The sequence below is a fragment of the Marinobacter zhejiangensis genome, assembly GCF_900114775.1.
In the GTDB taxonomy this organism is placed as follows: Bacteria; Pseudomonadota; Gammaproteobacteria; order Pseudomonadales; family Oleiphilaceae; genus Marinobacter; species Marinobacter zhejiangensis.
On the sequence record NZ_FOUE01000002.1, the window covers coordinates 372,233 to 397,846 of the forward strand.

Annotated in this window: 16 protein-coding genes and 1 pseudogene; 13 read left to right on the top strand and 4 right to left on the bottom strand. The window is 57.4% G+C overall.

Annotated features, from left to right (window positions below; all coding sequences use genetic code 11):
* The first annotated feature begins 17 nt into the window (after nt 1-17).
* Nucleotides 18-881, top strand: coding sequence for a tetratricopeptide repeat protein (locus BMZ67_RS07075; protein WP_425434229.1), 864 nt, complete (start codon nt 18-20; stop codon nt 879-881).
* A 12-nt stretch (nt 882-893) separates the two neighbouring features.
* Here the strand turns inward: BMZ67_RS07075 and BMZ67_RS07080 are convergent, their stop codons facing one another.
* Nucleotides 894-1,904, bottom strand: a complete 1,011-nt coding sequence (locus tag BMZ67_RS07080; RefSeq protein ID WP_092021248.1) for an AraC family transcriptional regulator — start codon at nt 1,902-1,904, stop codon at nt 894-896.
* Between the two features lie 185 nt (nt 1,905-2,089).
* Between BMZ67_RS07080 and BMZ67_RS07085 the strand changes: the two genes are divergently transcribed.
* Nucleotides 2,090-3,214: a CaiB/BaiF CoA transferase family protein gene (locus tag BMZ67_RS07085; protein WP_092021249.1), complete on the top strand. Its 1,125-nt coding sequence runs from the start codon at nt 2,090-2,092 to the stop codon at nt 3,212-3,214.
* 66 nt (nt 3,215-3,280) lie between these two features.
* Here the strand turns inward: BMZ67_RS07085 and BMZ67_RS07090 are convergent, their stop codons facing one another.
* Together BMZ67_RS07090 and BMZ67_RS07095 are read right to left on the bottom strand one after the other, a co-directional pair.
* Entirely contained in the window at nt 3,281-5,980 is a 2,700-nt protein-coding gene (locus BMZ67_RS07090) for a hypothetical protein (RefSeq protein ID WP_092021250.1), read from the bottom strand.
* A 330-nt stretch (nt 5,981-6,310) separates the two neighbouring features.
* Nucleotides 6,311-7,084, bottom strand: coding sequence for an enoyl-CoA hydratase (locus BMZ67_RS07095; RefSeq protein WP_092021251.1), 774 nt, complete (start codon nt 7,082-7,084; stop codon nt 6,311-6,313).
* Between the two features lie 296 nt (nt 7,085-7,380).
* Between BMZ67_RS07095 and BMZ67_RS07100 the strand changes: the two genes are divergently transcribed.
* The gene (locus BMZ67_RS07100) at nt 7,381-8,895 is read left to right on the top strand and encodes a fumarate hydratase (protein WP_092021252.1); all 1,515 of its coding nucleotides are present in this window, start codon (nt 7,381-7,383) and stop codon (nt 8,893-8,895) included.
* A 76-nt stretch (nt 8,896-8,971) separates the two neighbouring features.
* Here the strand turns inward: BMZ67_RS07100 and BMZ67_RS07105 are convergent, their stop codons facing one another.
* The gene (locus tag BMZ67_RS07105) at nt 8,972-10,426 is read right to left on the bottom strand and encodes a protein adenylyltransferase SelO (protein ID WP_092021253.1); all 1,455 of its coding nucleotides are present in this window, start codon (nt 10,424-10,426) and stop codon (nt 8,972-8,974) included.
* 166 nt (nt 10,427-10,592) lie between these two features.
* On the opposite strand from BMZ67_RS07105, the gene BMZ67_RS07110 reads away from it, so the two are divergent.
* The 10 genes and pseudogenes from BMZ67_RS07110 to BMZ67_RS07155 all read left to right on the top strand — a co-directional run.
* Entirely contained in the window at nt 10,593-11,534 is a 942-nt protein-coding gene (locus BMZ67_RS07110) for a hypothetical protein (RefSeq protein ID WP_092021254.1), read from the top strand.
* Complete coding sequence (locus BMZ67_RS07115; RefSeq protein ID WP_092021255.1) at nt 11,531-12,334, top strand: HAD-IIB family hydrolase; 804 nt, start codon at nt 11,531-11,533, stop codon at nt 12,332-12,334. The genes BMZ67_RS07110 and BMZ67_RS07115 overlap by 4 nt, the downstream gene beginning before the upstream one ends.
* 45 nt (nt 12,335-12,379) lie before the next feature.
* Nucleotides 12,380-13,606, top strand: a complete 1,227-nt coding sequence (locus BMZ67_RS07120) for a glycosyltransferase family protein (RefSeq protein ID WP_092021256.1) — start codon at nt 12,380-12,382, stop codon at nt 13,604-13,606.
* Nucleotides 13,607-13,654: 48 nt separating this feature from the next.
* Nucleotides 13,655-15,382: an alpha-amylase family glycosyl hydrolase gene (locus tag BMZ67_RS07125; RefSeq protein WP_092021257.1), complete on the top strand. Its 1,728-nt coding sequence runs from the start codon at nt 13,655-13,657 to the stop codon at nt 15,380-15,382.
* A gap of 147 nt (nt 15,383-15,529) precedes the next feature.
* The gene (locus tag BMZ67_RS07130; protein ID WP_092021258.1) at nt 15,530-17,608 is read left to right on the top strand and encodes a type VI secretion system Vgr family protein; all 2,079 of its coding nucleotides are present in this window, start codon (nt 15,530-15,532) and stop codon (nt 17,606-17,608) included.
* 34 nt (nt 17,609-17,642) lie between these two features.
* Nucleotides 17,643-18,398: a DUF4123 domain-containing protein gene (locus BMZ67_RS07135; RefSeq protein ID WP_175481861.1), complete on the top strand. Its 756-nt coding sequence runs from the start codon at nt 17,643-17,645 to the stop codon at nt 18,396-18,398.
* A 25-nt stretch (nt 18,399-18,423) separates the two neighbouring features.
* Nucleotides 18,424-23,481, top strand: coding sequence for an RHS repeat-associated core domain-containing protein (locus tag BMZ67_RS18695; protein WP_245749905.1), 5,058 nt, complete (start codon nt 18,424-18,426; stop codon nt 23,479-23,481).
* A gap of 9 nt (nt 23,482-23,490) precedes the next feature.
* Complete coding sequence (locus BMZ67_RS07145; RefSeq protein ID WP_175481862.1) at nt 23,491-23,868, top strand: barstar family protein; 378 nt, start codon at nt 23,491-23,493, stop codon at nt 23,866-23,868.
* A gap of 57 nt (nt 23,869-23,925) precedes the next feature.
* Nucleotides 23,926-24,351 (top strand): hypothetical protein, encoded by a 426-nt coding sequence (locus BMZ67_RS07150; RefSeq protein ID WP_092021261.1) that lies wholly within the window; start codon nt 23,926-23,928, stop codon nt 24,349-24,351.
* 439 nt (nt 24,352-24,790) lie between these two features.
* A pseudogene (locus BMZ67_RS07155) lies at nt 24,791-25,614 on the top strand (hypothetical protein); the annotation flags it as partial.

Consider the following 25,614-nt stretch of genomic DNA (forward strand, 5'->3'; position numbering starts at 1 on the left):
CTCACGGGAGGAGTAGTATGTCAGTGACCATCAAAAGAGCGCGGGCATTCTTCCACGGAAAGACGCGGCTGGCGGTTGCACTTACCTTGGCGATGGCCGCCGGGTCTGCCAGTGCACTGTCGCCGGAGCATGAGGTCCGCCGTTTGATGCTGGCGACCGAATCGGCTGTGGAGAGTGGCAACTGGCAGGAAGCGGGGGAGTACCTGAACCGCCTACAGGGGCTGGATGCAGAGAAGCCTGATGAATATCAGTTCTATCGTGGCCGGGTCATGCTGCAAGCCGGCCAGTTGAATGAAGCACGGCAGGCGCTGGAGCAGTACGTATCGTCGGTTGGTGACGATGGCGGGCATTACGACGAGGCCCTGGAGCTCATCACTGAGGTCGAGAAGGCGCAGCGCACTGGCGGAAACGGGGTCGACGCACGGCCCCAGCAGGAGCGGGTGGCGATCATTGAACCTGCGGACGGCCAGACCCTCGAAAGCCTGCAGCGTTTGTACCTCACCAACTCCAATTCCGGGGCGCTCGCCGCGCACCTGAATAGCCTGGTATCAGTGAACGGCTGGCGGGAAGACCACCGGGTAGTCCGGGCCGGGGCGCCAGCGGATATTGAATACAAGGTGTCTTCGGCGGCGGGGGAAATCCATATCCAGGAATCCCGGATGACCGTGTCAGGACAGCGTCAGGTATCCACGGAAACCATACTGGTGTTTGGGGTCAGCCCCATGGTCCGCTGGGATTGCGACGGCACACTGGATACCTGCTGGATCTACGATCCCCGCGATGGCTCCCGGTTGATGCAGCTTGGTGCCAGCCGCGACCAGGCCCGCGAGGCAGCACGAACCCTGGGGCGGCTGATCAAGGAACTGCAGAACCCCAGCTGATGCTGTTTTAGGTCAGTTACTCCGATCGCCTTCCCTATAGGCGCCCGGGGTAACACCGGTCCATTTTTTGAATGCCCGATGGAAAGTGGACGGTTCGGTAAAGCCAACCCGGTGGGCGATATCGTTGATGGGCAGCTCTGGCCGGCCCAGGAAGTAGATGGCCAGATCCCTCCTGAGTAGATCCTTGATTTCCTGGAACGATGTATTTTCCTGTTTAAGCCTGCGACGTAAGGTCTGGGGGCTGGTGTGCAGCTCTGCCGCAATCCACTCGAAATCCGGCAGCGGTTGGGTGAAGTCGCGCCCAATCAGGGTACGAATCCGGCCGGTGTAGGTATTACTTTCATCGGGGCGTGACAGCAAATCGGCTGGGGACGTCTTCAGAAACTGCCGCATTTCTGACTTATCCCGGATCACCGGCGCCGACAGGAAACGTTTGTCAAAGGACAGGCTGGTTTCCTTCGCGTCAAAATTCAGCGGGCAGTGAAATATGTGCCGGTACTCATCGCCATGATCCGGTTCCGGGTAGTCAAATGTCGCACCGCTCAGTTCAATGGGCTGGCCGATCAGCCAGCTGCCCAACCGATGCCAGATCACCAGAATGCTTTCCCTGAGGAAAAACAGGGGGTCGGTGATTTCACCCTCAATCAGGGTAATGAGCCGCGCCTCGTCGCTGGTGGTATCCAGTCGCATGCAGGCGGTGGGTTCGAACAGCCGGGAAAATTGGAAGGCACGTTCATACACATGTTCGAGAGTGGCGCACTCAATCACCAGGTCGCACATGGTGGCAAAGGTGCCTGGCCGGCAGCGTCGTGGTCCCATTCCGCCGAATTCATCCCCCATTTCGATCCAGATAACCTGCATCAGCCGGCTGTACTGTGTGCTGTTGACCCGGGATTTTTCGATTTTCAGCAGATCTGGAGAAATGCCAGCCAGACGGAGCAGCCGGTCGGTATCAAAGCCCGCCTGCTCGGCACCACAGAGGGCGGCCTGAACGAAGTGTCGGGATACGGTTAAATCTGACATGGGGGAGTCCAGCGGAAGCAACGTAGTCATCATAAGGCGCGGCGGTCACATTGCAACCGCCGCACCCGTCGAGATTTGGTAGAAATGGTCAATTGGAATGTCGTCACCGACGGTTGGCCCGGAAAGAAAAACCCGGCAGCATCGGAGTCATGGATTCCCATAATGGCAAGACCTGAGGAGACGCTATGCCCGGCCCGTTACAGACGTTGAAAATCCTGGATTTCAGCACCTTGCTGCCAGGTCCCTACGCAACCATGTTGTTGGCGGACATGGGGGCGGATGTGCTGCGAGTGGAGGCGCCGGATCGACTGGACCTGACCCGGGTGATGCCGCCCCACGACGATGGCGTCAGCACCGCCCATACCTTCCTTAACCGGGGTAAACGTTCGTTGGGGCTTAACCTCAAGGACCCGGCCAGCGTCGAGGTAGTCAAGCGCTTGGTGGCGGAGTATGACGTGGTGGTTGAACAGTTCCGCCCCGGGGTTATGGATCGACTGGGTATTGGCTATGAGGCCCTTAAAGCGATCAACCCGCGGCTGATCTACTGTGCCATCACCGGCTACGGCCAGACCGGCCCCTACAAGGATCGCGCCGGTCATGACATCAACTATCTGGCCCTGGCGGGCGTCAGCAGTCACTGCGGCCGTCAGAACAGCGGGCCGCCCCCGATGGGCATCCAGATCGCCGATGTGGCTGGGGGCTCCCACCATGCGGTGATGGGCATCCTGGCGGCGGTTGTTCATCGTCAACAGACCGGGGAGGGGCAGTTTGTTGATATCAGCATGACGGATGCGGCCTTTGCGCTCAACGCCATGGCCGGGGCGGCCTGCCTGGCCGGTGGTGTGGAACAGAAGCCGGAAGGTGCGCTGCTGAATGGTGGCAGCTTCTATGACTATTACCGGACTTCAGACGGTCGCTGGTTGTCCGTTGGCAGTCTGGAGCCCCAGTTCCTGGCCCGCCTGTGCGAAGTGATTGGCAAACCGGAGCTGAAAAGCTACGGTCTGAGCCAGAACCCGGAGCACCAGCAGACGCTGAAGTCAGCCATTGCCGAAGCCATCGCCAGCCGGCCCCTGAACGAGTGGTGCAACATCTTCGCGGATCAGGACGCCTGTGTGGAACCGGTGTTGACGATCTCTGAAGCCGCCGAGCATCCCCAGCTAAAGGCGCGAGGTATGGTGATTGAAGTGCCGAAAGGCGATGGCCGAACACAGCGTCAGATTGGACATCCAATCAAGTTTGAGAAGACGGGGTGTGAGAGCGCGTATGTGGGTAAAGTGCTGGGGGCGGATAACGGAGAGATCTTGGACTAAAGCCTGTAAGTTGTAATAAAAAAGCCCCGGCAATGCCGGGGCTTTTAGGTTTAGGCAACTGCGGGTTTATGGAGCCATAAACAGACCGAGGGTTTCCTGAACCATTTGGCCGAAGACGGCTGCAGGGTCTGCAGAAACTGGTGTGCCGTGGTTTGCTCCATCGTACGCTGTGATGTTGCTCAAACCGAGCGTCATCGGTTGAGTACCAGACAGCGGCGCGTTGAAGCTGTTGATGGAAACAGGGATCTGCTGGCCGGCAATTTCGGCGTTAAATACGCCGGACAGGGCCGGGGTACCCCATTGCGCTTCGTCAGCGGCGTTCGGAACAACAGTGTCTCCGTTCACCTGGGACAGCAGGATCTGACCAGCTTGACCGTTCAGGTTGTCGACAAAGTTGATCGGGTCAACCGTATCGAGAGCTGCCTGGAAGACGTTGAAGTAAGTTTCCAGGTTCGCGTCGCCCTGAGCCAAGCCAGCCGCTTGCTGCAGGCCAAGGTAGATATTGGGTGCAAACGCCGGGGAGTTTTGCGCCATACCGGCAATACCGCCGCCTGGAGTCAGCAGGCTGGCTGCCAGGACATCGTTGGCCGCTTCCGCCGGGTTCAGTGCAGCAGTCTGGTTGGCATTGACGGCCGCCAGGAACGGAGTGCCAGTCAGGGTGCCGAAGGAGTGACCGACAAAGTACGTGTCTGGAGCTGGGTTAATCTGGAACGGTTGTCCACCGAGATTGACCATGGTCAACCCGGGAATACTGGCGCTCAGGTTCATCAGATCCACCGAACCCTGGCGCATGTTGTCCCGAGACGTCAGGAAGCTGGTCAGGTTGATGAACATGCTACCGGAGTCGCCCGCGCCGTTGGCGTAGTCAAACGGTGCGACCGTGCCAGGTACCGGGGCGTAGAAGCCAAAGTGACGCTCGTTAGCCTCCATTGGTGCGAGACCCGGAACGGTACTGCCGGCATTGGCGACGGTATTTTCAATAGAAACAAGTCCTGCCATGCTGGCCGCAGATCCCGCGACTTGGGCTTCACATGCACCACCCATAACTTGCTGTATCGCGATTGCGTCGTCAGCATCCACGGTGCATCCTGCGCCACGAAGCTGGGCCAACAAGCCCAACGACAGCTGGCTGCCAATTAAGGCTGCCCGGTTAGTGTCGTTGACGGGCAGGCCTGCTCCAGTAAGGAGCTTGTCTGCAAGTGCTGCTTGCTCTTCAGCAGTAAATGCGCCAACACCGTGCAGCGGAAGGTCGATGCCAAATACAGCATAGCCCTGGGCCGCCAGTGCGGTTCCGAAAGTGAGCATGGCGCTTCGGTCTGTGGTGATGCCGTGCTGGTAGATCACGACGCCGGCAACATTGCCGTCAGATGGATACAGGGCCAGCAGCGGGACTTCTACATCGGACTTCTTCTTGGGGAAGGGGAAGACGTAGTTCACCGCTGTGGAAACTGCAGGGTTGGCCTGAGGAATGGATAGGCCGATGTTGGTAAAGGCCTGATTCATAGCGGTGGCCAGGGCATCGTCCGCCACCCAGGACTCGGTCATGATGCCGGAAGCACTGCTACCCAGGTAGTACGGGAGAGAGATGGTGCCTTCCACGGCCAGCACGTCTGTTGGGCCTGCTCCAACGGCCGTCAGAACGCTGCTGGTTGGTGCAGAGACCAGGGGAACCGGTTTTGTGGATGCCAGGTTCAATGTGATATCACCTGCACTGCGGCCTGACTGGTTAGGTAGCGCGGCGCCGAAATTGCCAGCCAATGCAATACCTGTACAGTCAATTGCCATTTGTCCGATCAGGCCGCCGCAGCCTGCTGGCGGAGCAGCGTCAAAGACCGGAGACAGTGCAGCTTGTAGCTCAGGTGAAGGGAAAGCGCCAACGGCAGCTGTGACGGTGGCGTTAACTGTGGCGTAATCGCTAGCCCCGCCTGCAATGGCAGCTTTTGCAGCGCTAACTTTCAGAAAAGTACCGAGCTGATCGGCAAACCAAGCGGCAGGTTCAGCAATATACTGAAGCACTTTCTCATCGTTGGATGTGGTAAAGCTGTAGCTGACAGCAATGCTGTCCGCTTCAATGCCCAGAGCGGCTACTGCGGTACCTTCCCAAAGCTTATTAATGAGAGTGCGCACTGACGCAAGAGATGCGTTGCCGAGCGGCTGCTCCTCATCGGTCAGGTTGCTGTAGCTTGGTGAGGAAATGATCGGGTCACCGTTAATGTCGGTGATGCCTTTGGTGACCACTGCAACGTAACGTTTACGCGGGGCCAGGGGCTCCAGCGGAAGCAGGCGGATAGCGGACGTGCCGTCGAGTGCTACAACGTCCACCCGTGCTGCAGGTACACCTGCGACGGTGGGCGGCTCAGCATTGGCGAGACCCTGCACGGGGTCGCCGCTGGCGTATTCAAGCTCCAGCAGGAATACGGTCTGGCCGTAAACTGCGGTAGCGGGATCAATCTGGCCATTAAACTGAATCACGGCGGGTGCTACGGTGGACGCGCCGCTCAGTTCATTAAGGGCTGTTGTTACAGGTGGGGAGCTGTCAGCAACTCCAAAGGTTCCATCACCCTGTGCGGAATCAAAAATCAGATCGTTCGGGATAGGCAGTGCACCTGCCAGAGGGTTAAAGACGGGCCATGTCTTTCCATCGAACCCCGGGTTTGAAATTTTATAATCCGGGTCTGCATTTGCGCCTGTTTGGCCGTCGTCGAAACAGCCGGTGAGCCCAAGGGTAGATGCCACGGCAAGACTTATTAGGGTTTTCTTGAACATGGGTGGAACCTTTTCCTGTTGTTGTGTCGTTATATTCGGCAACTGACGGGGCCGGTGAGTCCCGGTAAGCCCTATGCCAGTGGCCGGTGCTGTCTGGTTTTTGTGCCAGCAATCTGCGCCACTTTTTATTCCACTCTGACTATATCGAAAGTCGATGGATACTGTTGATCGCTCTAAAGTGTGATTCTGGGGTGAGTTGTGGTGATCATCCTTTGCTGATTCACCCAACCTGATGCTTCAGAGGCCCGCTCGCCTTCTTGAACATAGATGCGGACGGGTAGATTGTCGAGCCGGGCGGCCGGAGGCCGGCCCGGCAGGACAACAGGTGTATCAGCTGAAGTTGGAAAAGTCCGGTTTGCGCTTTTCCATAAAGGCTTTGAGTGCCTCGGCAGCTTCCGGGGACTTCAGCCGCTCTGCAAACAAGGCGCCTTCCGTCTTGAGGGTCTCGAGCAGCTCTTCTTTGGGTGCCCGGTTCAGCAGGGCTTTGGTGGCGCGAATGGCGGCTGGCGCCTGGGCGACAACCTGCTGGCAGAATTGCAGCGCCGTCGCTTCAGTTTCTTCCGGATCACACACGCGGTTGATCAGCCCCAGGCGATCGGCCTCTTCAGCACCAAATACCCCGCCAAGCATCAGCAGCTCCGCTGCCCGTACCCGACCAATCCAGGTTGGCAATAGCAGGCTTGAACCGCCCTCCGGACACAGTCCGAGGTTGGCAAAGGGCATCTGGAAGCGGGTGTTGGTGCCGGCACAGACAAAATCGCAGTGCAGCAGCATGGTGGTGCCAATGCCCACCGCAGGGCCATTGACCGCCGCAACCACCGGCTTGGTGGCGGTGGCCAGCAGAAGCAGGAAACGACCAACCGGGGTTTCCTCGAAGGCGCCGGGCAGGCCCTTGGCAAAATCGCTCAGGTCATTACCTGCGGTGAAGCAGTCGCTGCTACCGGTAAACAGGACGCAACGGATATCAGCGTCGTCTTCGGCGGTTTTCAGAGCGTCGCCCATAGCGGTGTACATGTCGTGGGTCAGCGCGTTCTTGCGATCCAGCCGGTTGATTCGAACGACCAGAAGGTGTTGTTGTTTTTCGGTGAGCACGTGATTCGTCACGGGGGTCTCCTGCTGTGAATGTCGTGGGAGCATTCGCTCCCTTGCTGGATTTAACCTTAAACGGGCGTTTGAATGCAAAGAGGATAGCTAACTATCTTGGTGTCTTTTGGTAACCGGGTTCGCGCTGGAATACCTGCATAGAGGGTGTTTGGAGAGCCTTGGCCGATGGTCGTGTTCCCGCCTCTGTATAAAGAAGCAACTGACTGGTAAACTTTATGCCCGATTTTTCTGGACGGCTCGCCGACGATGGCGCCAGTCCCAGCCTACGCAAAGCAACATTACCTGATGAGACGCCTATGACCACCGTAATCCGCCAGGACGACCTGATTGAAAGCGTAGCGGACGCGCTGCAGTACATTTCTTATTACCACCCCAAGGACTTTATCCAGGCTGTCTACGAGGCCTATCAGAAGGAAGAGTCCCAGGCGGCAAAAGATGCCATGGCACAGATCCTGATCAACTCCCGTATGTGCGCCATGGGACATCGCCCGATCTGCCAGGACACCGGCATCGTGACGGTATTCGTGAACGTGGGTATGGACGTGCAGTGGGATTGCGATATGCCGCTGGATGACGTCATTAACGAAGGCGTTCGTCGTGCCTACCTGCATCCGGACAACGTACTGCGAGCGTCGGTTCTGGCGGACCCGGACGGCGCCCGCGCGAACACCAAAGACAATACCCCGGCGATCATTCACTACAAGCTGGTACCCGGTGACAAGGTTGACGTGCACGTGGCTGCCAAAGGTGGTGGTTCCGAAGCCAAATCCAAGTTCGCCATGCTGAACCCGTCTGACTCTGTCGTTGAGTGGGTGTTGAAGATGGTTCCCCAGATGGGTGCTGGCTGGTGTCCGCCAGGTATGCTGGGCATTGGTATCGGTGGTACCGCCGAGAAGGCAATGGAGCTGGCGAAGGAAGCTCTGCTGGATCCGATTGATATTCACGACCTGAAAGAACGTGGAGCCTCCAACCGCTCTGAAGAGCTGCGTCTGGAGTTGTTCGAGAAGGTGAACGACCTGGGCATCGGCGCTCAGGGCCTGGGTGGTCTGACCACGGTTCTCGACGTAAAAGTGAAGGATTACCCGACCCACGCGGCCAACAAGCCGGTGGCGATCATCCCGAACTGTGCCGCCACCCGCCACGCACATTTTGTGCTGGATGGCACTGGCCCGTCCCTGCAAACGCCGCCGAGTCTGGAAGACTGGCCGGAAATCACCTGGGAAGTGGGCGACAGCGTACGCCGGGTGAACCTGGACACCGTTACCCCTGAGGATGTCAAAGACTGGCAGCCGGGCGAAACCGTTCTGCTGTCCGGCAAAATGCTGACCGGTCGTGATGCCGCTCATAAAAAGATGGTCGATATGCTGGCCAACGGCGAAGAGCTGCCGGTGGACCTGAAAGGTCGTTTCATCTATTACGTGGGCCCGGTCGACCCGGTTCGCGAAGAAGTGGTGGGTCCGGCTGGCCCGACCACCGCAACCCGTATGGACAAGTTCACTCACACCATGCTCGAGAAGACTGGCCTGACCGGTATGATCGGTAAGGCGGAGCGTGGCCAGGTGGCGATTGATGCCATCAAGGAGTTTGGCGCGGTCTACCTGATGGCGGTGGGTGGCTCTGCTTACCTGGTGTCGAAGGCCATCAAGAACGCCGAAGTCGTTGCCTTCCCGGAACTGGGAATGGAAGCCATCTACGAGTTTGAAGTGGAAGACATGCCAGTGACCGTCGCGGTGGACTCTAAGGGCACCTCGGTGCACCAGACCGGACCACAGGAATGGCACGATAAGATCATTGCTGCCAAGGCGGTTTAAGCCCAACAGGCGGTGATCAAAGAAAAAAGGGGTCAGAACGACAGTTCTGACCCCTTTTTTTGTTCTTTGTGTCCGCTTACGACGAACAACTGATGTTCAGGTGTTTGCCCCAGTCCGGCGGCAGGGCGGCATAGTCTTCGTTTTCCGGTTGCTCATCAAAGGGCCGGGCCAACACCGCCAGCAGTTTATGCATGGGGTCGTAGTCACCATTCTGCGCTTCCTGAATCACCTGTTGGGCGAGGTAGTTTCTCAGGATGAACTTGGGGTTGGTTGCGCACATGGCCGCTTCCCGCGCCTCCTCTGACCGGGTTTCCTGCGCCAGCCGTTCCCGGTAGCGAACGAGCCAGCTGTCGGCTGCACTGCGGTCGACAAACAGGTCCCGTATGGGAGCGGTGCCCTGTGAGGGCAGGGTGGACAATCCCCTGAAGAAGCGGGTGAAATCCACACGGAACTCATGGAGCAGGTTGAAGGTTTCCATGATCAACTCCACATCGCCGTCCAGTTCCTGCTCCAGGCCCAGTTTGGCGCGCAGCAGGCGGGGGAAACGGTCGTTGTAGCTCAGTTCGTACTGGCGCATTGCCCGGCGCAGGTCATCCTCGTTCATCACCGGTGCCAGTGCGCGGGCCAGGTACTGGCAATTAATGAAGCCGATCTGGGGCTGCCGGTTGTAGGCGTAACGCCCGCCCTGGTCGCTGTGATTACAGATATGGCCGGCATCAAAGTCATCGAGGAAAGCGTAGGGGCCATAGTCAAAGGTGTCGCCGATGATGGACATGTTGTCGCTGTTCATCACGCCGTGGCAGAAGCCCAGGGCCTGCCACTGGGCCACCAGGTTGGCGGTTCGGGAGACGACTTGCTCGAGGAACAGGCGGTAGCGGTCCTCTTCTGGTTGGTTCAGCAGGTCAGGGAAATGCAATTCAAGTGTGTGGTCGATTAGCGTCCGCAGGGCCTCTTCACCCTGGTGATAGGCGGCGTATTCAAAATGGCCAAAGCGGATGTGACTCTGGGCCACCCGCATCAGGGTCGCGGCGGTTTCGACGCCTTCCCGCTGGACCGGGTCCCTTGCGCTGACCATGAACAGGGCCCGGGTCGTTGGCACATCGAGCGCGGCCATCGCTTCGCTGCACAGATATTCCCGAATGGTTGACCGTAGCACCGCCCGGCCATCGCCAAACCGGGAGTAGGGCGTTATGCCTGCGCCCTTCAGGTGCCAGTCCCACCGCCGTTGATCTGGACCAACGGTCTCCCACAGCAGTAAACCGCGGCCATCGCCAAGCTCCGGGTTGTAAGCGCCAAACTGGTGACCGGTGTATTTCATTGCCACCGGGTCCATGCCCTCAAGCAGTTCGGCACCAGCCCCAATGGCTGTCCAGTCATCGGGGTTGTCACTGTGAATGCCCATGTCGGCGGCCAACTGTTGGTTAAAACACACCATGCGGGCGCCTTTCAGTGGCATGGGTTGCACCCGGGTGTAGAACGTGTGGGGAAGTTCCAGATAACGGTGTTCAATTCGAAAACGGTCGGCAGACATACGGTTGAACCAGGCTGTTCATGGGTGGGTTCTGACAAGTGTCTCAGACCCGTGCCAACCAGACAAATAGAGCGGCAGCTGGTACGAAATCTGCAAATTACCCTACCTGTCAGCTTGCCAAGCTACCTATGATGATTAACACCACCAAGGCCAGGGGAGATCAACGGTGCGTGAACAGGAACTCAATCGACTGATCGATTCGCTCATCCAACAGGAACACCTGCCGGATACGTACCGGCAGACTGTCGCGGATGTGGTTCTGCCATTGGCACGGGACTTGAGCCAGCAGGCAGGGAAAGCGGCCTATCCGTTGCTGGTCGGTATCAACGGCGCGCAAGGAACCGGGAAGTCCACTCTGTCGTTGTTTCTGAGTGAGCTGCTGACGAAAGCGTTTGACTGCCCCTGCGCCCGTTTTTCCCTTGATGACATCTATCTGACTCTGGCCGAGCGAGAACATTTGGCTGAGACCATTCACCCCTTGCTCAGAACCCGGGGTGTTCCCGGCACCCATGACCTGCTGCTCGGGCAACAGGTGATTGAGCAACTGCGATCGGTGAAGGCCGGCGAGCACGTCGCGATACCTGCGTTTGACAAGGCCAGTGACGACCGTTTTCCCCATAGCCGGTGGGCTGTGGTGGAGGGGCCGTTCAAGGTCATTTTGTTGGAGGGCTGGTGCCTGGGCGCGGTTGCGGAGCGCGAGCCTGACAGTCTGGACACCCCAATCAATACGTTGGAAAAGGACGAGGATGCCGATGGGGCGTGGCGGCGTTTTGTGAACGACCGTCTGGCGACGGACTACCGGGATTTTTTTGGTCAGTTAGACGTCCTGATCATGCTCAAGGCGCCCTCAATGGCATGCGTTGTTGAGTGGCGCACCCTTCAGGAGCGCAAGCTTGCACAACATCGGAACGGCGCACCAAAACGGGGCGCAATGGAGAGCGTGCCGCCCAACCGCATCATGTCTGATCAGCAAGTGCAGCGCTTTATCATGCACTACGAGCGAATAACCCGGGCCACCCTGGCGGAAATGCCTGATCGCGCCGATGTTGTGATTGCTGTGGGCGGGGACCATGGACTGGCGGCACCGGTCTACCGGGAGTCGATATGAGTAAGCCTCGTCTGCTGATTTTCACCGATCTGGACGGCACCCTGCTGGATCACGACAGCTACTGCTGGCGACCCGCCCAGCCTGCGCTGACGCGGTTAGAACGAGCGGGTATTCCGGTGGTCATCAGCTCAAGCAAAACCGCGGCGGAGATTACGGACTTGCGGGCGAGGCTGGGTAACCAGGCGCCCTACATCGTTGAAAACGGGGCGGCTGTGGTGGTTCCTGAACACTATTTTGAACCGGGTCCTGAGCAGTTAGTGCATTTTGGTGCGAATCATGCAGAGCTATTGGAAACGCTGGTGCAGTTGCGTGACCAGGGTTACGCCTTTCGCGGATTTACGGACATGACCGTGGAGGAGCTGGCGGGAATCACCGGGCTGCCACCAAGGCTTGCCCGGCTCGCCAGGCAGCGGAGCGGGACGGAGCCTCTGCTTTGGCACGACAGCTCGGAGCGCCTGGATGAGTTCCGGGCACAGTTGCAAAGGCGTGGTTTGCGGTTGGTGGCCGGTGGGCGCTTCCTGCATGTAATGGGGGCGTTTGATAAGGCCGACGGTGTGCGTTGGCTCAGCGAACGCTTCCAGCGTCAGCACCCTGGGGAGCATTGGCTGACGGTTGCGTTGGGGGATGGTCCCAATGACAGCGACATGCTGGCGGCGGTGGATTGCCCGGTGATTATTCGCGGGGCCCGGTCGGACGAGATTACGCTGGCGCCGGATTGCCCGGTGATGCGTTCAAACGCGCGAGGGCCTGCTGGCTGGAACGAGTGCGTTACGCAGATCCTGAACGAGCATGGTTATTAGGCGCCAACAGGCGCACCCCAGAAGAACCCCGTAAGGAGGATTTCCATGGGCGATTTCTACCAGAACGGCATTATCACCACCCTCCATAACCTCTGTCGGCGACCGGTGGAGGAGTTGGAGCAGGAGTTGATGGGCTTCAGCAAGACCCGGCCAATGGCGCTGGTCTTGCCATGCCTGTACTCAGAACTGGAAGGGCCGGCTCTAAAGAATATTGTCAGGGAGCTGGCCAAAGTACCCTACCTGGAACAGATCGTGATCGGCCTTGACCGGGCCAATGAAGAACAGTACCGGCACGCCATGGCGTACTTCGCGGAGTTGCCCCAGCACGTCCGGGTGCTCTGGAACGATGGCCCACGGCTGAGGCAGGTTGACCTTAAACTGCGTGAGCAAGGCCTGGCCCCCACCGAGATGGGCAAAGGCCGCAACGTCTGGTATTGCTTCGGCTATGTGTTGGCGTGTGACCGTGCTGAATCCGTGGCGTTGCACGATTGCGATATTCTGACCTATTCCCGTGACCTGGTTGCCCGGTTGATCTACCCAGTGGCCAACCCGAATTTCAACTACATGTTCTGTAAGGGCTACTACGCCCGGGTAGCGGAGGGCAAGATGAATGGCCGGGTCAGCCGGCTATTGGTTACCCCGCTGATTCGTGCGCTGAAGAAAGTCTGTGGCCCCAGTGATTTCCTGGACTACCTCGACAGCTACCGCTATCCGTTGGCGGGTGAATTCTCACTACGCACCGATGTCATCAATGACCTGCGCATTCCCAGTGACTGGGGGCTGGAAGTGGGGGTGCTGTCGGAAATGAAGCGCAATTACTCCACCAACCGGCTGTGTCAGGTGGACATTGCAGACGTCTATGACCATAAGCATCAGGAACTGTCTGAACACGATTCCAGCCGGGGCCTCTCCAAGATGAGCACTGACATCAGCAAGGCCGTGTTCCGCAAGCTGGCAACCAACGGCGAAGTGTTTTCCCAAGAGAAGTTCCGCACCATCAAGGCGACCTATTTCCGCATCGCCCTCGACTTCATCGAAACCTACCAGAACGACGCCATTATTAACGGTCTCAGTCTGGACCGTCACAAGGAAGAAAAGGCGGTGGAGCTGTTCGCCCAGAACATCGTCAAAGCTGGGGCTTACTTCCTGGAGAATCCGATGGATACACCGTTTATTCCAAGCTGGAGCCGGGTAACCAGTGCCTTGCCGGGGCTGATGACCGAACTCTTGGAAGCGGTGGAGGCTGATAACCAGGAGTATCAGCCAATCTGAAGAGTCGTTGACCGTTAAGGCTGGATCGATATGGGGAGGTGACCTGACATGGGGCAGGGGTTACAGGCCAGGCTGATGGGGATGCTGGAAACGGTCTATCCGGATCTGGATAGTGGGTTCCTGGCGCAGCAATTGATGAAGGCCATGGGGCTGGCGCCTGATGTTCCCGCACCGCCTGCCCACACCAATAACTGGGCTGAGTCGGATATCCTGCTGATTAGCTATGCGGACTCTATTCAGTCCAGCGGTGAGAAGCCGCTGCATACCCTGCGACGCTTTCTCCACCACCAGTTTGCAGACACCGTGTCGGCGGTACATATCCTGCCTTTTTTCCCGTACAGCTCCGATGACGGGTTTTCCGTGATGGACTACCTAGCGGTGAATGAGTCCCACGGTTCATGGCAAGACATTGAGGCCATCGCCGGGGAATTCCGGTTGATGGCTGACCTGGTGATCAACCACATGTCGGCACGCAGCCGCTGGTTTGAGAACTTCAGGAAGCGGGTCGATCCCGGCAAGGACTATTTTGTTGAGGCGAAGCCTGACACCGATGTGAGCATGGTGGTCCGGCCTCGTACGTCGCCGCTGTTGAACCCGGTACAAACCGCTGATGGGGAGCGGTACGTCTGGTGCACCTTTAGTGAAGACCAGGTGGATCTGGAGTTTCGTAACCCCAAAGTACTGCTGGAGTTTGTCGGTATCATCCGGCACTACCTGGAACGGGGTGTGCGGTGGTTTCGTATGGATGCGGTGGCGTTCTTGTGGAAGGAGGCAGGAACCCCGTGCATCCACCTGCAACAGACCCACGAACTGATCAAGATTCTGCGGTTACTGATCGAGCATCACACCCCCAATGCGGTGGTGATTACCGAGACCAATGTGCCTAACCGCGAAAACCTGACCTACTTTGGCAACGCCAACGAAGCCCATGTGATCTACAACTTCTCACTGCCGCCACTGCTGATCCAGACCCTGGTGACCGGCAACTGCCGGCACCTGAAAACCTGGCTGATGAGCATGCCGCCGGCGCAAGTCGGGACCACCTACCTGAATTTCATCGCGTCCCATGATGGCATTGGCATGCGCCCGACCGATGGCCTGCTGAGCGATGAGGAAAAGCAGCAACTGATTGCCACCATGGAAACCTTTGGTGGAAAGGTATCTTATCGCCATACCAACGGTGAGGAGCAGGCCTACGAAATCAATATCGCGTTGTATGATGCCCTTAAGGGCACGGTTGAACAGGGGCCAGATAGCTGGCAGATGGCACGATTCCTGTGTGCTCACGCCATCATGCTGGCGCTGGAGGGTATTCCTGCCTTCTACATCCATTCTCTGGTGGGCACTGAGAACGATTACGCCAGGGTTGAGCATACGGGTCGTTTACGTTCCATCAACCGTGCCCAGTGGGATCGCGACGACCTCGAAGCCCGGTTGAATGATCCTCTCAGTCACCACAGCCAAGTGTGCCGGGAGTTGAAGCGGTTGATTGCCATCCGGCGCCGTCAGCCGGCGTTTCACCCGAATGCCACCCAGTTCACGTTGCATCTGGGGTTGCAGGTGTTCGGCTTCTGGCGCCAGAGCGTGCGGCGTGATCAGTCAATTTTCTGCATTTACAACGTGACCGACGAGGTGAGGCAGGTGGCGCTTAGCGACATCAACCTGATTGGTACTGACTGTTGGGTGGACCTGATTTCCGGTCAGGCCGTTGACGATTTCTCCGGGGAGCTCACCCTGAAGCCCTATCAGAGTGTTTGGCTGTCCAACCGGGCGTAGAATGGCGGTGTGAGTTACTGCATTACTGTGAGCTGATTCAGGGTATCCCCGGGGAAGGCTTTTAATCGGCGGGCTGTTCGTTATAATCGCCGTTGGCTCAGGAAGGGCCGACCGATGAATAATGATGTTTCTTCAAGGACTGAAGATATGCCCGAGGCTCCCGCTTCCCCAGGGTCCCCGTCCGTGGGACTGCAGTTCACTGTCCGTATTGGCCAGCTCCCTGTTGATCTCTTCGCCGTGGTCGGTTTTAAGGTGATCGAGGCCCTGTCGACGCTGTTCCGGGGCACCCTCGAACTGGCCAGCTTTGACCCCGCCGTTGCAGTTAACGAGGTGTTGGAACAACCGGTCGAACTGGCCGTGTGGCAGGACGGCCAATTACTGCGCCGGTTTGTAGGTGTGGTGTCCGAATTTGCCCGCGGCGACAGCGGCCACCGCCGTACCCGTTACGAGGTGGTGGTGGAACCGCCGCTGTGGCGGCTGGGGCTGATGCACAACAGCCGCATCTTCCAGACCCAGACCCCTGAGGCCATCCTGAAAACCCTGCTGGAAGAGCGCGGCATCGCCGATACCGTCTTCGACCTCAAACGTCCCCCTGCGGAACGGGAATACTGCGTCCAGCACCGGGAAAGCGACCTGGCGTTCCTCCAGCGCCTCGCAGCGGAAGAGGGCTGGCACTACCGGTTTGACCTTGACGCCGACAGCCAACCACTGACGATCTCAGACCATCACGGCGACACCGTCACCCTGCCAGAGGTCACCTACAACGCCACCGCCGGCGGTAGTAGCCGGCAACCGGCGGTCTTTGCGTTCAACTACCGGGAACGGGTTCGCGCCGCCTCGGTGGCGCTGAAAGACTACACCTTCCAGAACCCCGCCTACGCCCTGATGCACGAACGTGCTGCCACCAATCTGGATGGCCAGCGCGACGATTACCAACATTACGATTACCCCGGTCGCTTCAAGGCCGATGCCAGCGGCACCGCCTTCACCCAGGCCAAACTGGACGCCCTGCGTAACGACGCCAGCGTGGCCAGCGGCAAGAGCAACCGCCCCGACTTTGCCCCGGGCACCAAGCTGCCGCTGACCGGCCACAGCCGGGACAGCCTCAACCGCGACTGGCTGATCACCGGGGTAGAGCATACCGGCCGCCAACCCCAGGCCCTGGAGGAAGAGGGCGGGAGCGAACCCACCACCTACCACAACGAATTCCAAGCCATCCCGGCGGATCGCACCTGGCGGCCACAGGTCAGCCACCGACCACTGATGGACGGCCCCCAGATCGCCATCGTCACCGGCCCGGCCGGGGAAGAAATTCACTGCGACGAACACGGCCGGGTGAAAGTGCGTTTCCCCTGGGATCGTTACAGTCAGAACGACGAACACAGCAGCGCCTGGCTAAGAGTCAGCCAGGGTTGGGCGGGTGGCCAGTATGGCTTTATGGCACTGCCACGGATCGGCCACGAAGTCATCGTCAGCTTCCTCGACGGCGACCCGGATCAGCCCATCATCACCGGTCGCACCTACCACGCCACCAACACGCCGCCCTATGCACTGCCGGAGCACAAAACCCGCACCGTGCTGAAAACCCAGACCCACAAGGGCGAGGGCAGCAACGAGCTGCGCTTCGAGGACGAAGCCAACCAGGAACAGATCTACCTCCACGCCCAGAAAGACCTGGACCTGCTCACCGAAAACGACCGCACCGAGGTCATCAAACACGACAGCCACCTGACGGTGGAGAATGAGCGGATCAGCCACATCAAAGCCAGTGACCACCTGACCGTGGATGGTGAGCAGCGGGCAAGCGTTGGCGCAGACAGCAGTCAGATTATTGGTGGCACCTTCCACCAGAAAACCGCCCAGGCCATCCTCAGCGAAGCCGGCACCGAAGCCCACCACAAGGCCGGGGCCAAAGTGGTGCTCGACGCCGGCGCTGAACTCACCATCGCCGCAGGCGGCAGCTTCCTCAAGCTTGATCCCAGTGGCGTGACCTTGTCTGGGCCGACGTTGAAAATTAACTCCGGCGGCGCACCGGCGAGTGGAAGTGGGCAGGGGGCGATTGGGCCGGTGTTGCCTCAGGATCTGGCCAGGAATGTCCATCAGGCAGTGACGCCAGAGAAATTGCCGGAGGTGCCACTGACTCGCCCACAGTACAACAACCTGAAATCTGCGGCGCCATTCTGTGAAGAGTGCGTCAAGTGCCACGGTGGGGTGTGTAGTGCCTGAGCGAGGGGCCTTTCGGCGGTGCCTGGAAGCCGAATTGGAACAGGCGGGAGAGGGCGCATCTCTGTATCTCGTATTAAGCGGGACAAGTGAGGGTGAACCTGTACGTCACTTCTATGAGCAGGATGGGCTTATCGCTCGGCCGCTGTTTCTGGGTACGGCCTATTCGGGTTGGCATGAGGTGATGCCCTACCTGGCACAGATTGATCCTATGAGTGGCTTTCTGGACTGGATCGAAGAAACAGAATGGGGCGACTGGGGCTGGGCCGCTGTGTCCATGTTGTCTTTCGACGACCTATTTGGGCACCTGCAGAGCCTCATCAAGATCCGTATGCCGGATCAACGTGAGGTGTTTTTCCGTTATTGGGATGCGCGCTTTTTCGGTCCATTGCTTTCATATCTGGATGACCAGAGCCTCGCTGCCATGATGGGGCCGGTCAAAGTCGCGATTATGCCTGGGGGGCAGCCCTACCAACACTCGGGCCTGTTGCCGGTGGAGAAGCAGGAGCCCAGCCCTTGGTTCCAGCTGACTCCAGAGGTAGAGCGGCAGCTTTCTGGCTTGTGCTGGCACCAGCTGGTAGATGCAACGCTGGCGGAATTGCACCGGATTAACGGATCTCCGTTATTAAGCTGGCCGCCTGAGGTGGCAAGGCTCAAAGTTGAGCGGCAACTACGCAGGCTGTCCAGGGGCCAGCCAATAACGGAGCTTTCACAGCCCGACCTTGCCCATCTTCACCAATGCTTGCTGCAGGAAGCGCGCAAAGCATCACCAATCAGATCATCTACCGTTTAAGGAAGAACGTATGACGGCGCCAAGGATGGCACAGAATTCCACTGATGGCTTGGGATTCGCTCGCCCGGACATCGAGGCACTGAAACAGGAGCTTCGTGAGTCACTGGCAAAAAGCTACGACGACCTGCAGGATGACTTTCTCGCCTCTCTATTCCTTGGGCACGAGCAGGTGCTGGAAGTAAACGGTGAGCAAGTTAGCGAATCGGCTTCCGAGGATCAGGTTGTGTCATCCACGGTTGCTCCGTGTCAGCTGACCCGAACAATCAAGATTGCCCATTTTCACGAAAACATTCGCAGAACCCCCATTCCCGATACTCGATTTGAAGTTCAGGAGAACACGGGCAATTGGTTTTGGGACAGCTGGGATACTGTTCACCTGGGTTCCACAAATAAAAGCGGAGTAGCGGAAGTCGAGGTTGTGCCCGGTAGAGAGTACAGGGTGATCCTGTCTCCTCAGGTTACTAAAAACGATTTAGAGGCGCTTTATAGAACCTACGAGTCGTTCGTTGAGCAATGTTGTGAGGTTCTCGATAAGTCTTGGAATAACGGGGTAAGCGCAGAGTGGGACAATTTCCTGGCAATGGGCTCCGTGGTCCAGGTGGCAGCGATTTACCTTCGTTATCAGGAAGGAATCGTGGATGGCTTTACTTCCATTATCGATGACATCCGGCGAATTTATGATGTCATTTGTGGTTTGCTCGACTATGACTTCGACAACCTGCCAGAAGACCTCCGGGACCAGCTGGAGGTCTTGAAACAGAGTGACGAGGCCTACCTCAAAGCCTGCCTGGTGGCCAACGACGAGATCTTTCTGTTCCTGGTGATGTACACCATTCGCCAGTACTTCAGGATGCTGGCTCCCACCCAACTCGCTGAATCCATAGGGAACGTGATTGGTCAGATCCTGTTTGATGTTGTCGTCGGGCTCCTGTTGACTGGGGGGACGGGGTTGGCGGCCAAGTATGGTGCTCGTATTGGCAGCAAGGTCGTGGAAAGTGTTGTCATGGATCGCGACGTACCAAGCAGCAGTCTGGCGGAGTTCCTGGGAAACCTTGCCGAAGTCTTCCAGCAGACGATGGAAGATTTGGGAACTAAACACCGGCCCCTGCAAATGGCGGGTGGTGGACGCCTCGATACGTCAGGAACCGTATCCGGCGACACTGTCGGACGCAGAAGCGAGACAACACCTCCGGTTAGCGATGGCGAGGGGGCACGATCTTCTGGAGCAGAGCCCGAACCGTCGGATACTGCGGCTGTTCGTCGCACCGATGAACCTGATGAGGGCGCTGCGACACCCGTGTCCAACGACGAGCGGCGTGAAACTGCGCCGGTGCTGACCAATAGCGATCGGCCAGAGACGGAGGTTGATCTTCCTGACGACGATTCCGTTGATCAGTCGATGACTCCCGTTGCGAATGATGGGCAAGTTGAGCCATCAGCGGTACAGGGAAATGTTGATCAGCAACCATCGGTTAACACTGGCCCATCCAATGGACTTGCTGCTAGTGACCAAGTAGCTATGTTCCAGGCTCGTAAGCAGAGTCATGCTGTCGTTAGCGAGCGCAGTAATGATGTGGAAGTTCGAGACGAAGATTCGCCTTCAGAGACCGACCAAGGCCGGGTTACCCAGGACAACGACTCCACCGAGACCAGTGAAGACCCCATCAGTACGGTCACCGGCGAGGAAATGATGGAGTTGGTGGATGCCCGGCTCGCTGGGCCGCTGCCATTTGAGTTCAAGCGCCTGTACCGTTCCGGCAGCAGTGACCGACGGCTCGACATGGGGTACGGCTGGCGTCACAGCCTCAACCACAGCCTGAGTTTTTCTGATCAGCACATCACCTGGCACGACCACGAGGGCAAGAACACCCGTCTGCCAGCATTGGATGACGAGCCTTTCGGCATAAACTCCCGTTCTGGCATGGCCGCCTGGAAAGACGGGGAAGAGATTGTCGTTTGTGCCGGCGAGAAGGCGCCCCGCTATCACTTCCGCCGCGACGGCGAGCGCGGACTGCTGTCCCGCATCACCGATCGGTATGGCAACGAACTGCGGCTGGGTTACGACCTCCACGGTCGTCTGCAGCGGCTGGTGAATGATGCCGCTCAGGCCCTGGCCTTCGAATACCAGGATGGCTATCTGGTGACTGTCAGCCTGTTCCATCGCAGGCTGAGTGAGGATGGGCCTGTATGGGATCGGCTTCGCACGGAACAGCAGTACAGCTACGACGACCAGGGAGACCTGGTTGCCGCCACTAATGCGGTGGACGACACCGAACACTATCAGTTTGATAACCACATGCTCGTCCGCCGGACCCTGGCTGGTGGCTACAGCTTCCACCTAGAATGGGACCAGACCGATCCCATGGGCCGTTGTGTCCGCCAATGGGGTGATAGTGCCCAGGTCGATACCCGCTTTGAATGGGACGACGACAAGGGTACCTGTACCGTCCGCTACGTGGATGGCAGTGAGGAACGCTGGCAATACGATGGTGCTGCCCAGCTCCAGGAGAAAATTGACCCGGACGGCGCCAGGCACCTTAACGAATATGACGAAAAAGGCCGCCTTCTGGCTTCCGTTGACCCCATGGGAGCCCGGACCGAGTACCGGTACGACAATCAGGGACGGCTGACCGGCAAGACCGGTCCGGACGGAATCCCGGTGCTGCTGGCCTATCGAAAGGGTCGGATTGCAGAGATTCATCGCCAGCGCCAGTGCTGGAAATTCGACTACACCTCTGCCGGTGACCTTGCCTGCGAAACCGACCCCAAAGGGCGCAAGACTCGCTATAGCTATTCGGATAGAGGTCAGCTGTTGCGTGTGGACCTGCCGGATGGTCGTTATCACCGGTGGGACTGGAATGACAAGGGCCAGCTGCTGGAGGCCGTTGACCCGGCAGGAGCCATCACCAAGTATCGCTACGACGAGTTTGGTCAATTGCTGGGGAAAAAGGATGGTCGTGGGGCGATCACCCAGTACCGGTATGATGCGCTGGGCCGGGTGACCGATGAACTCATGACTGGAAACCGGTCGCGCCGTTACGAGTATAACAGCTACGGCAAGGTCACCCGGTTTGTTGATGAACAGGGCCGGGAGACCCGGTTCGAGTATGGCAACAACCTTCACCTGCTGACCCGTCGCATCAATCCCGACGGCAGCGAACTGAAGTACCGCTACGACCATCACCGATTCCTGCTTACCCACATCGAGAACGAACGTGGCGAGCAGTACCGCATCGATTACTACCCCAATGGCCTGGTGCGCGAGGAAACGGCCTTTGATGGCCACAGCACCGGTTACGAGTACGACCTCAACGGCCACCTGTTAGCCAAGGCGGAGTACGGGCTTGGCCGTGAGGTTTTGCAGACCACATCGTACGAGCGGGATACACTCGGCCAACTGCTGAAGAAAACCCTGCCGGACGGGCGTGAGATTCAGTACCGCTACGACGCCGACGGCAAGCTGCTGGGCGTCGATGACGGCAAATGGCCGCTGGCGTTCGAGTACGACAACGCAGGCGTCCTGAAGGCGGAGCACCAGGGTTGGGCCACGTTCCACTACCGTTACGACGACTACGACCGGCTGGCGGGAATGGTGCTGCCCGATGGCCAGACCCTGGGCTACCAGCGGGATGCCGCAGGCCTGCTCGCCGGCATCGACCTCAATGGTCAGCCTCTTAGCCGCCATCGGCTCTCCGCCATGGGGGACGAGATCGAGCGGGTGCAGGGCGACCTGATCAGCGCGTACGTCTACGACGACCAGGGCCGGTTGACCCAGCATCGCCTGCACCAGCAGCGAGTCAAAGACATCGTCGCCCAGCGCGATTACCAGTACGACCCCAACGGCAACCTCAAGGCTATCCAGGACAGCCGCAAAGGCCTGCGGGAGTATGTTTACGATCCCATGGACCGGCTGGTGGGGGTGAGAGGTGATCTCTACGAACAATTGATCCACGATCCCGCAGGAAACCTGCTGGAGCAGGTCCAGGGCGCGTCCAGTGACAACAAGGCCAATGTCCGTGGCAACCGGCTGCTGTTCCAAGGCGATAGCCACTACCACTACGACGACTTTGGTAACCTGATCGAGGAGCGGCGAGGCAAGGACCAGAAGCTGGTCACCCGCTACGCCTACGATTGCGAGCACCGCCTCACCGAAGTCACCCTGCCGGATGGCAAGACTGTCCGCTACGACTACGACGCCTTTGGACGTCGCATCGCCAAGGACGACGGCCTGCGCCGAACCGAATTCCTCTGGCAGGGCGACCGTCTGATCGCCGAGGAGTGCGGCGACCAGTACCGCACCTACCTCTACGAACCCGACAGTTTCCGCCCCCTGGCCCTGATCGACGGCCACGGCCCCGAGCAGGCGAGGGTGTATTACTACCACCTGGACCACCTCGGAACCCCGCAGGAACTGACCAACGCCCAGGGTCACCTAGTGTGGTCCGTCACCTACCGAGCCTACGGCAACGTCCTCAAGCAACAGGTCGCCGAGATCGACAACCCGCTGCGCTTCCAGGGCCAGTACCACGACCCGGAAACCGGCCTGCACTACAACCGGCACCGCTACTACAACCCCACCACCGGCCGCTTCCTGACCCCGGACCCGATAGGGCTTGCGGGCGGGCTCAATAATTACCAGTATGTGCCGAACCCGACGGGGTGGGTGGATCCGTTGGGGTTGAAGGTCGTATCTAAGGATAAGCCTGATAGGAATGAGTTTGTTGATGGCTCCCAACCGGAAGTTCCAAAGCCAGAAGGTCGGATTCCTTGGATTACGCCGGATTCACTCCCTGAAGCTGAAGAGCGCTCGTTACTAAGTACGCTTTCACATATTGATGCTGGCACCAAGCCAAGCGGTAAACTTGCAAGAAAATGGGGAGTAACCTTCAAGAACTGGGAGGGAAATTTACCTGGGGCGAAAGGGAATGATTCTCCATACCAAGAGTTTAGAGTTCAGCCTGCTGTCGGTGAGAAAGGAGCAGGTACTCGGCGTATAGTTAGGAATAGAATCTCAGGGGAAACCTATTACACTTGGACGCACTATGGAGATACTGGGAATCCAGCTTTCGTAAGGATTAGGTGAAAAATGGTTATGAATCTACCTCCAGGGTTAATTAAAATTAGTTCTTCCCAATTTGAAGATGTTCAGTGGAAAGAATATTTGAGTGAGGTTGACGAAATAGTTATTGATGGCAAGGGAATAGTGAGTAAAGAAAATATTATTGATGCTATTCGAGCGAATTTTCCATTGGACCCTCCAGTTGAATCATACAATTGGGATGCAATATCGGATTCGCTGTGGGAGGGGATGGATTCTAAGTATAGAGATACTGTAGTTGTTATAAAAGGTGGGCTGGATTTTCTTAAGAGAAATGACTTTGAAAGTTATAAGGTTGTTATGGATATTTTCTCAGATATTTCAGGTTCTTCTTCCAAGAAAGTTTATTGGCTATTTGTTGATTCTGATTGATTAGAATGGAAATGCAAGGCCATACGAGGTAGATCTGCCAAGAAGGGCGCATTTCGAATGAACATTCAGCGAGACTTAGATACCCTAATGGGGTTCGAACTCTTTGTTTCAGGAGAGGAAGGCGTGGTACCCGTGTATCTTGAAGGTCATTACAACCGCTTGGGGGCTATCGAGAATATACGAGCATTAGGTCAAACCAATGAATTTGTTTTGGCGGCTCTGATCAGAACCATTGTTTTGGATGAAGATGAAGAAATACGTGAGGCAGCACTATCTACACTGTGCGAAGTCTCTGGCAGCAATCAGATGGAACGATTAGCCCTCATCTTGGCTTCAGCGGACGCACATGAAGCTGTTCTTACGACCGTCTTGGAGCAAGCAGTGATATTTGATTCATCACTAGCCAAGAAGATTGCTGAACGGCTGGTAAGCCACCCTGATTCACTTGTTTCGAGTTACGCTAGTCGGCTCTTGAAGGACTAAGCATTTTCGGGTCTAGAAACCCGTGCCAAGGTACAGAATGAAACCTAAAATCGGCCCCTGACGCTGTATATATGGAGTTGCCTTGGATGCTTTACATGGCATCGAAATCAAGATGATGAAGAACGTTATTTAAAAGCTGGGACAGATCTATTTTCTAGCTATATCTGTAAATCTTACGGCTAAAAATAGATCTGTCCCGGTTAGCTCCCAGATTAGGCCAAGCCCAGTGATACCTTAAAGCGCTTGAACCAGAAGGTTCGTGACAAGCAAAAGGCCCGCCCGGGGCGTTTGCCCTATGAGGTGTTTGCGGAAGTGTATGAGGAGGAAGAGAAGGACAGGGCAATATTGCTTTAGCGGGTGGAGGAAAATTGCCAGATAAGTTCGTTGAACAGGACTTTAGTGCCCTGCATTTAAGCAGTGCATAAACATGGAGCGTTGCATGATAGAAAGGCAGGTAATGTCGGAATATGCCGCGACCGCCTTTAATGGCACAAATATTGGCCCATTACCCCCGAGCCCCAAAAATCGCATCCGTATAGGTGAGGAGCTGCAGCCCATTGGGGTTTATGCAAAAGCCATCCCCTATCTTGGTACGATTCAGGATGTTGAAGCACTCCAGGATCAGGAGAAGTCTGATCCGGATTTTGAGTCCAGGGACTGGTGGTGGGACCACAAGCGAGTACGGTTCCTGAACGAGAAGCTAGGCCTTAAATTCTTAATCTTGGTTATTCCTTTTGCCTGGATCATCAGTCTTGTTGTGGGAGGAATGGGGCTAGTTGGATGGAGTATTTTAGAGATCGCGAAGTATTATGGCTTGCCTGCCCTTTTGGTTGGCTTGCTTGGACTGACTCTTGTCCCTGGGTGGATGCTATTTGCTCTTTGGTTTGCCCGCCCCAGTACTAATTGGCTTATGAGCTCTGGCATTGCCTGTATCGTTAAGCCTTTTGAAAAGACTATAGATAGAAAATTAAACAAAACCTTGGAAGACGGCTGCAGCGAATTTAACCGGCTCACTGGTCAGGTTCGTTTTGCTCTGGGAAGGGGGCGCATTTTCGAGGCGCCGTTTGTGGAGTTTGATGCTTACGTCGAACGGGTGATTCAACAGGGCGGTATTTTTTACCGGCTGATGCTGGTGCATCGCTATACCCAGAAAACCTTCAACAAGACCTCCTTCAGTTCAATCGAAGCTGAAAAACACGAAGTACAGGCCCTGTGGGACATGCTGCAATGCTATATGGACGTGACCCAGCCCTTGCCAGATAC

Bases quoted from the DNA above. Each gene is read 5' to 3' on its own strand.
- BMZ67_RS07075 (WP_425434229.1), top strand. From the start codon at position 18: ATGTCAGTGACCATCAAAAGAGCGCGGGCATTCTTCCACGGAAAGACG.
- BMZ67_RS07080 (WP_092021248.1), bottom strand. From the start codon at position 1,904: ATGTCAGATTTAACCGTATCCCGACACTTCGTTCAGGCCGCCCTCTGT.
- BMZ67_RS07085 (WP_092021249.1), top strand. From the start codon at position 2,090: ATGCCCGGCCCGTTACAGACGTTGAAAATCCTGGATTTCAGCACCTTG.
- BMZ67_RS07090 (WP_092021250.1), bottom strand. From the start codon at position 5,980: ATGTTCAAGAAAACCCTAATAAGTCTTGCCGTGGCATCTACCCTTGGG.
- BMZ67_RS07100 (WP_092021252.1), top strand. From the start codon at position 7,381: ATGACCACCGTAATCCGCCAGGACGACCTGATTGAAAGCGTAGCGGAC.
- BMZ67_RS07105 (WP_092021253.1), bottom strand. From the start codon at position 10,426: ATGTCTGCCGACCGTTTTCGAATTGAACACCGTTATCTGGAACTTCCC.
- BMZ67_RS07115 (WP_092021255.1), top strand. From the start codon at position 11,531: ATGAGTAAGCCTCGTCTGCTGATTTTCACCGATCTGGACGGCACCCTG.
- BMZ67_RS07120 (WP_092021256.1), top strand. From the start codon at position 12,380: ATGGGCGATTTCTACCAGAACGGCATTATCACCACCCTCCATAACCTC.
- BMZ67_RS07125 (WP_092021257.1), top strand. From the start codon at position 13,655: ATGGGGCAGGGGTTACAGGCCAGGCTGATGGGGATGCTGGAAACGGTC.
- BMZ67_RS07130 (WP_092021258.1), top strand. From the start codon at position 15,530: ATGCCCGAGGCTCCCGCTTCCCCAGGGTCCCCGTCCGTGGGACTGCAG.
- BMZ67_RS18695 (WP_245749905.1), top strand. From the start codon at position 18,424: ATGGCACAGAATTCCACTGATGGCTTGGGATTCGCTCGCCCGGACATC.
- BMZ67_RS07145 (WP_175481862.1), top strand. From the start codon at position 23,491: ATGAATCTACCTCCAGGGTTAATTAAAATTAGTTCTTCCCAATTTGAA.
- BMZ67_RS07150 (WP_092021261.1), top strand. From the start codon at position 23,926: ATGAACATTCAGCGAGACTTAGATACCCTAATGGGGTTCGAACTCTTT.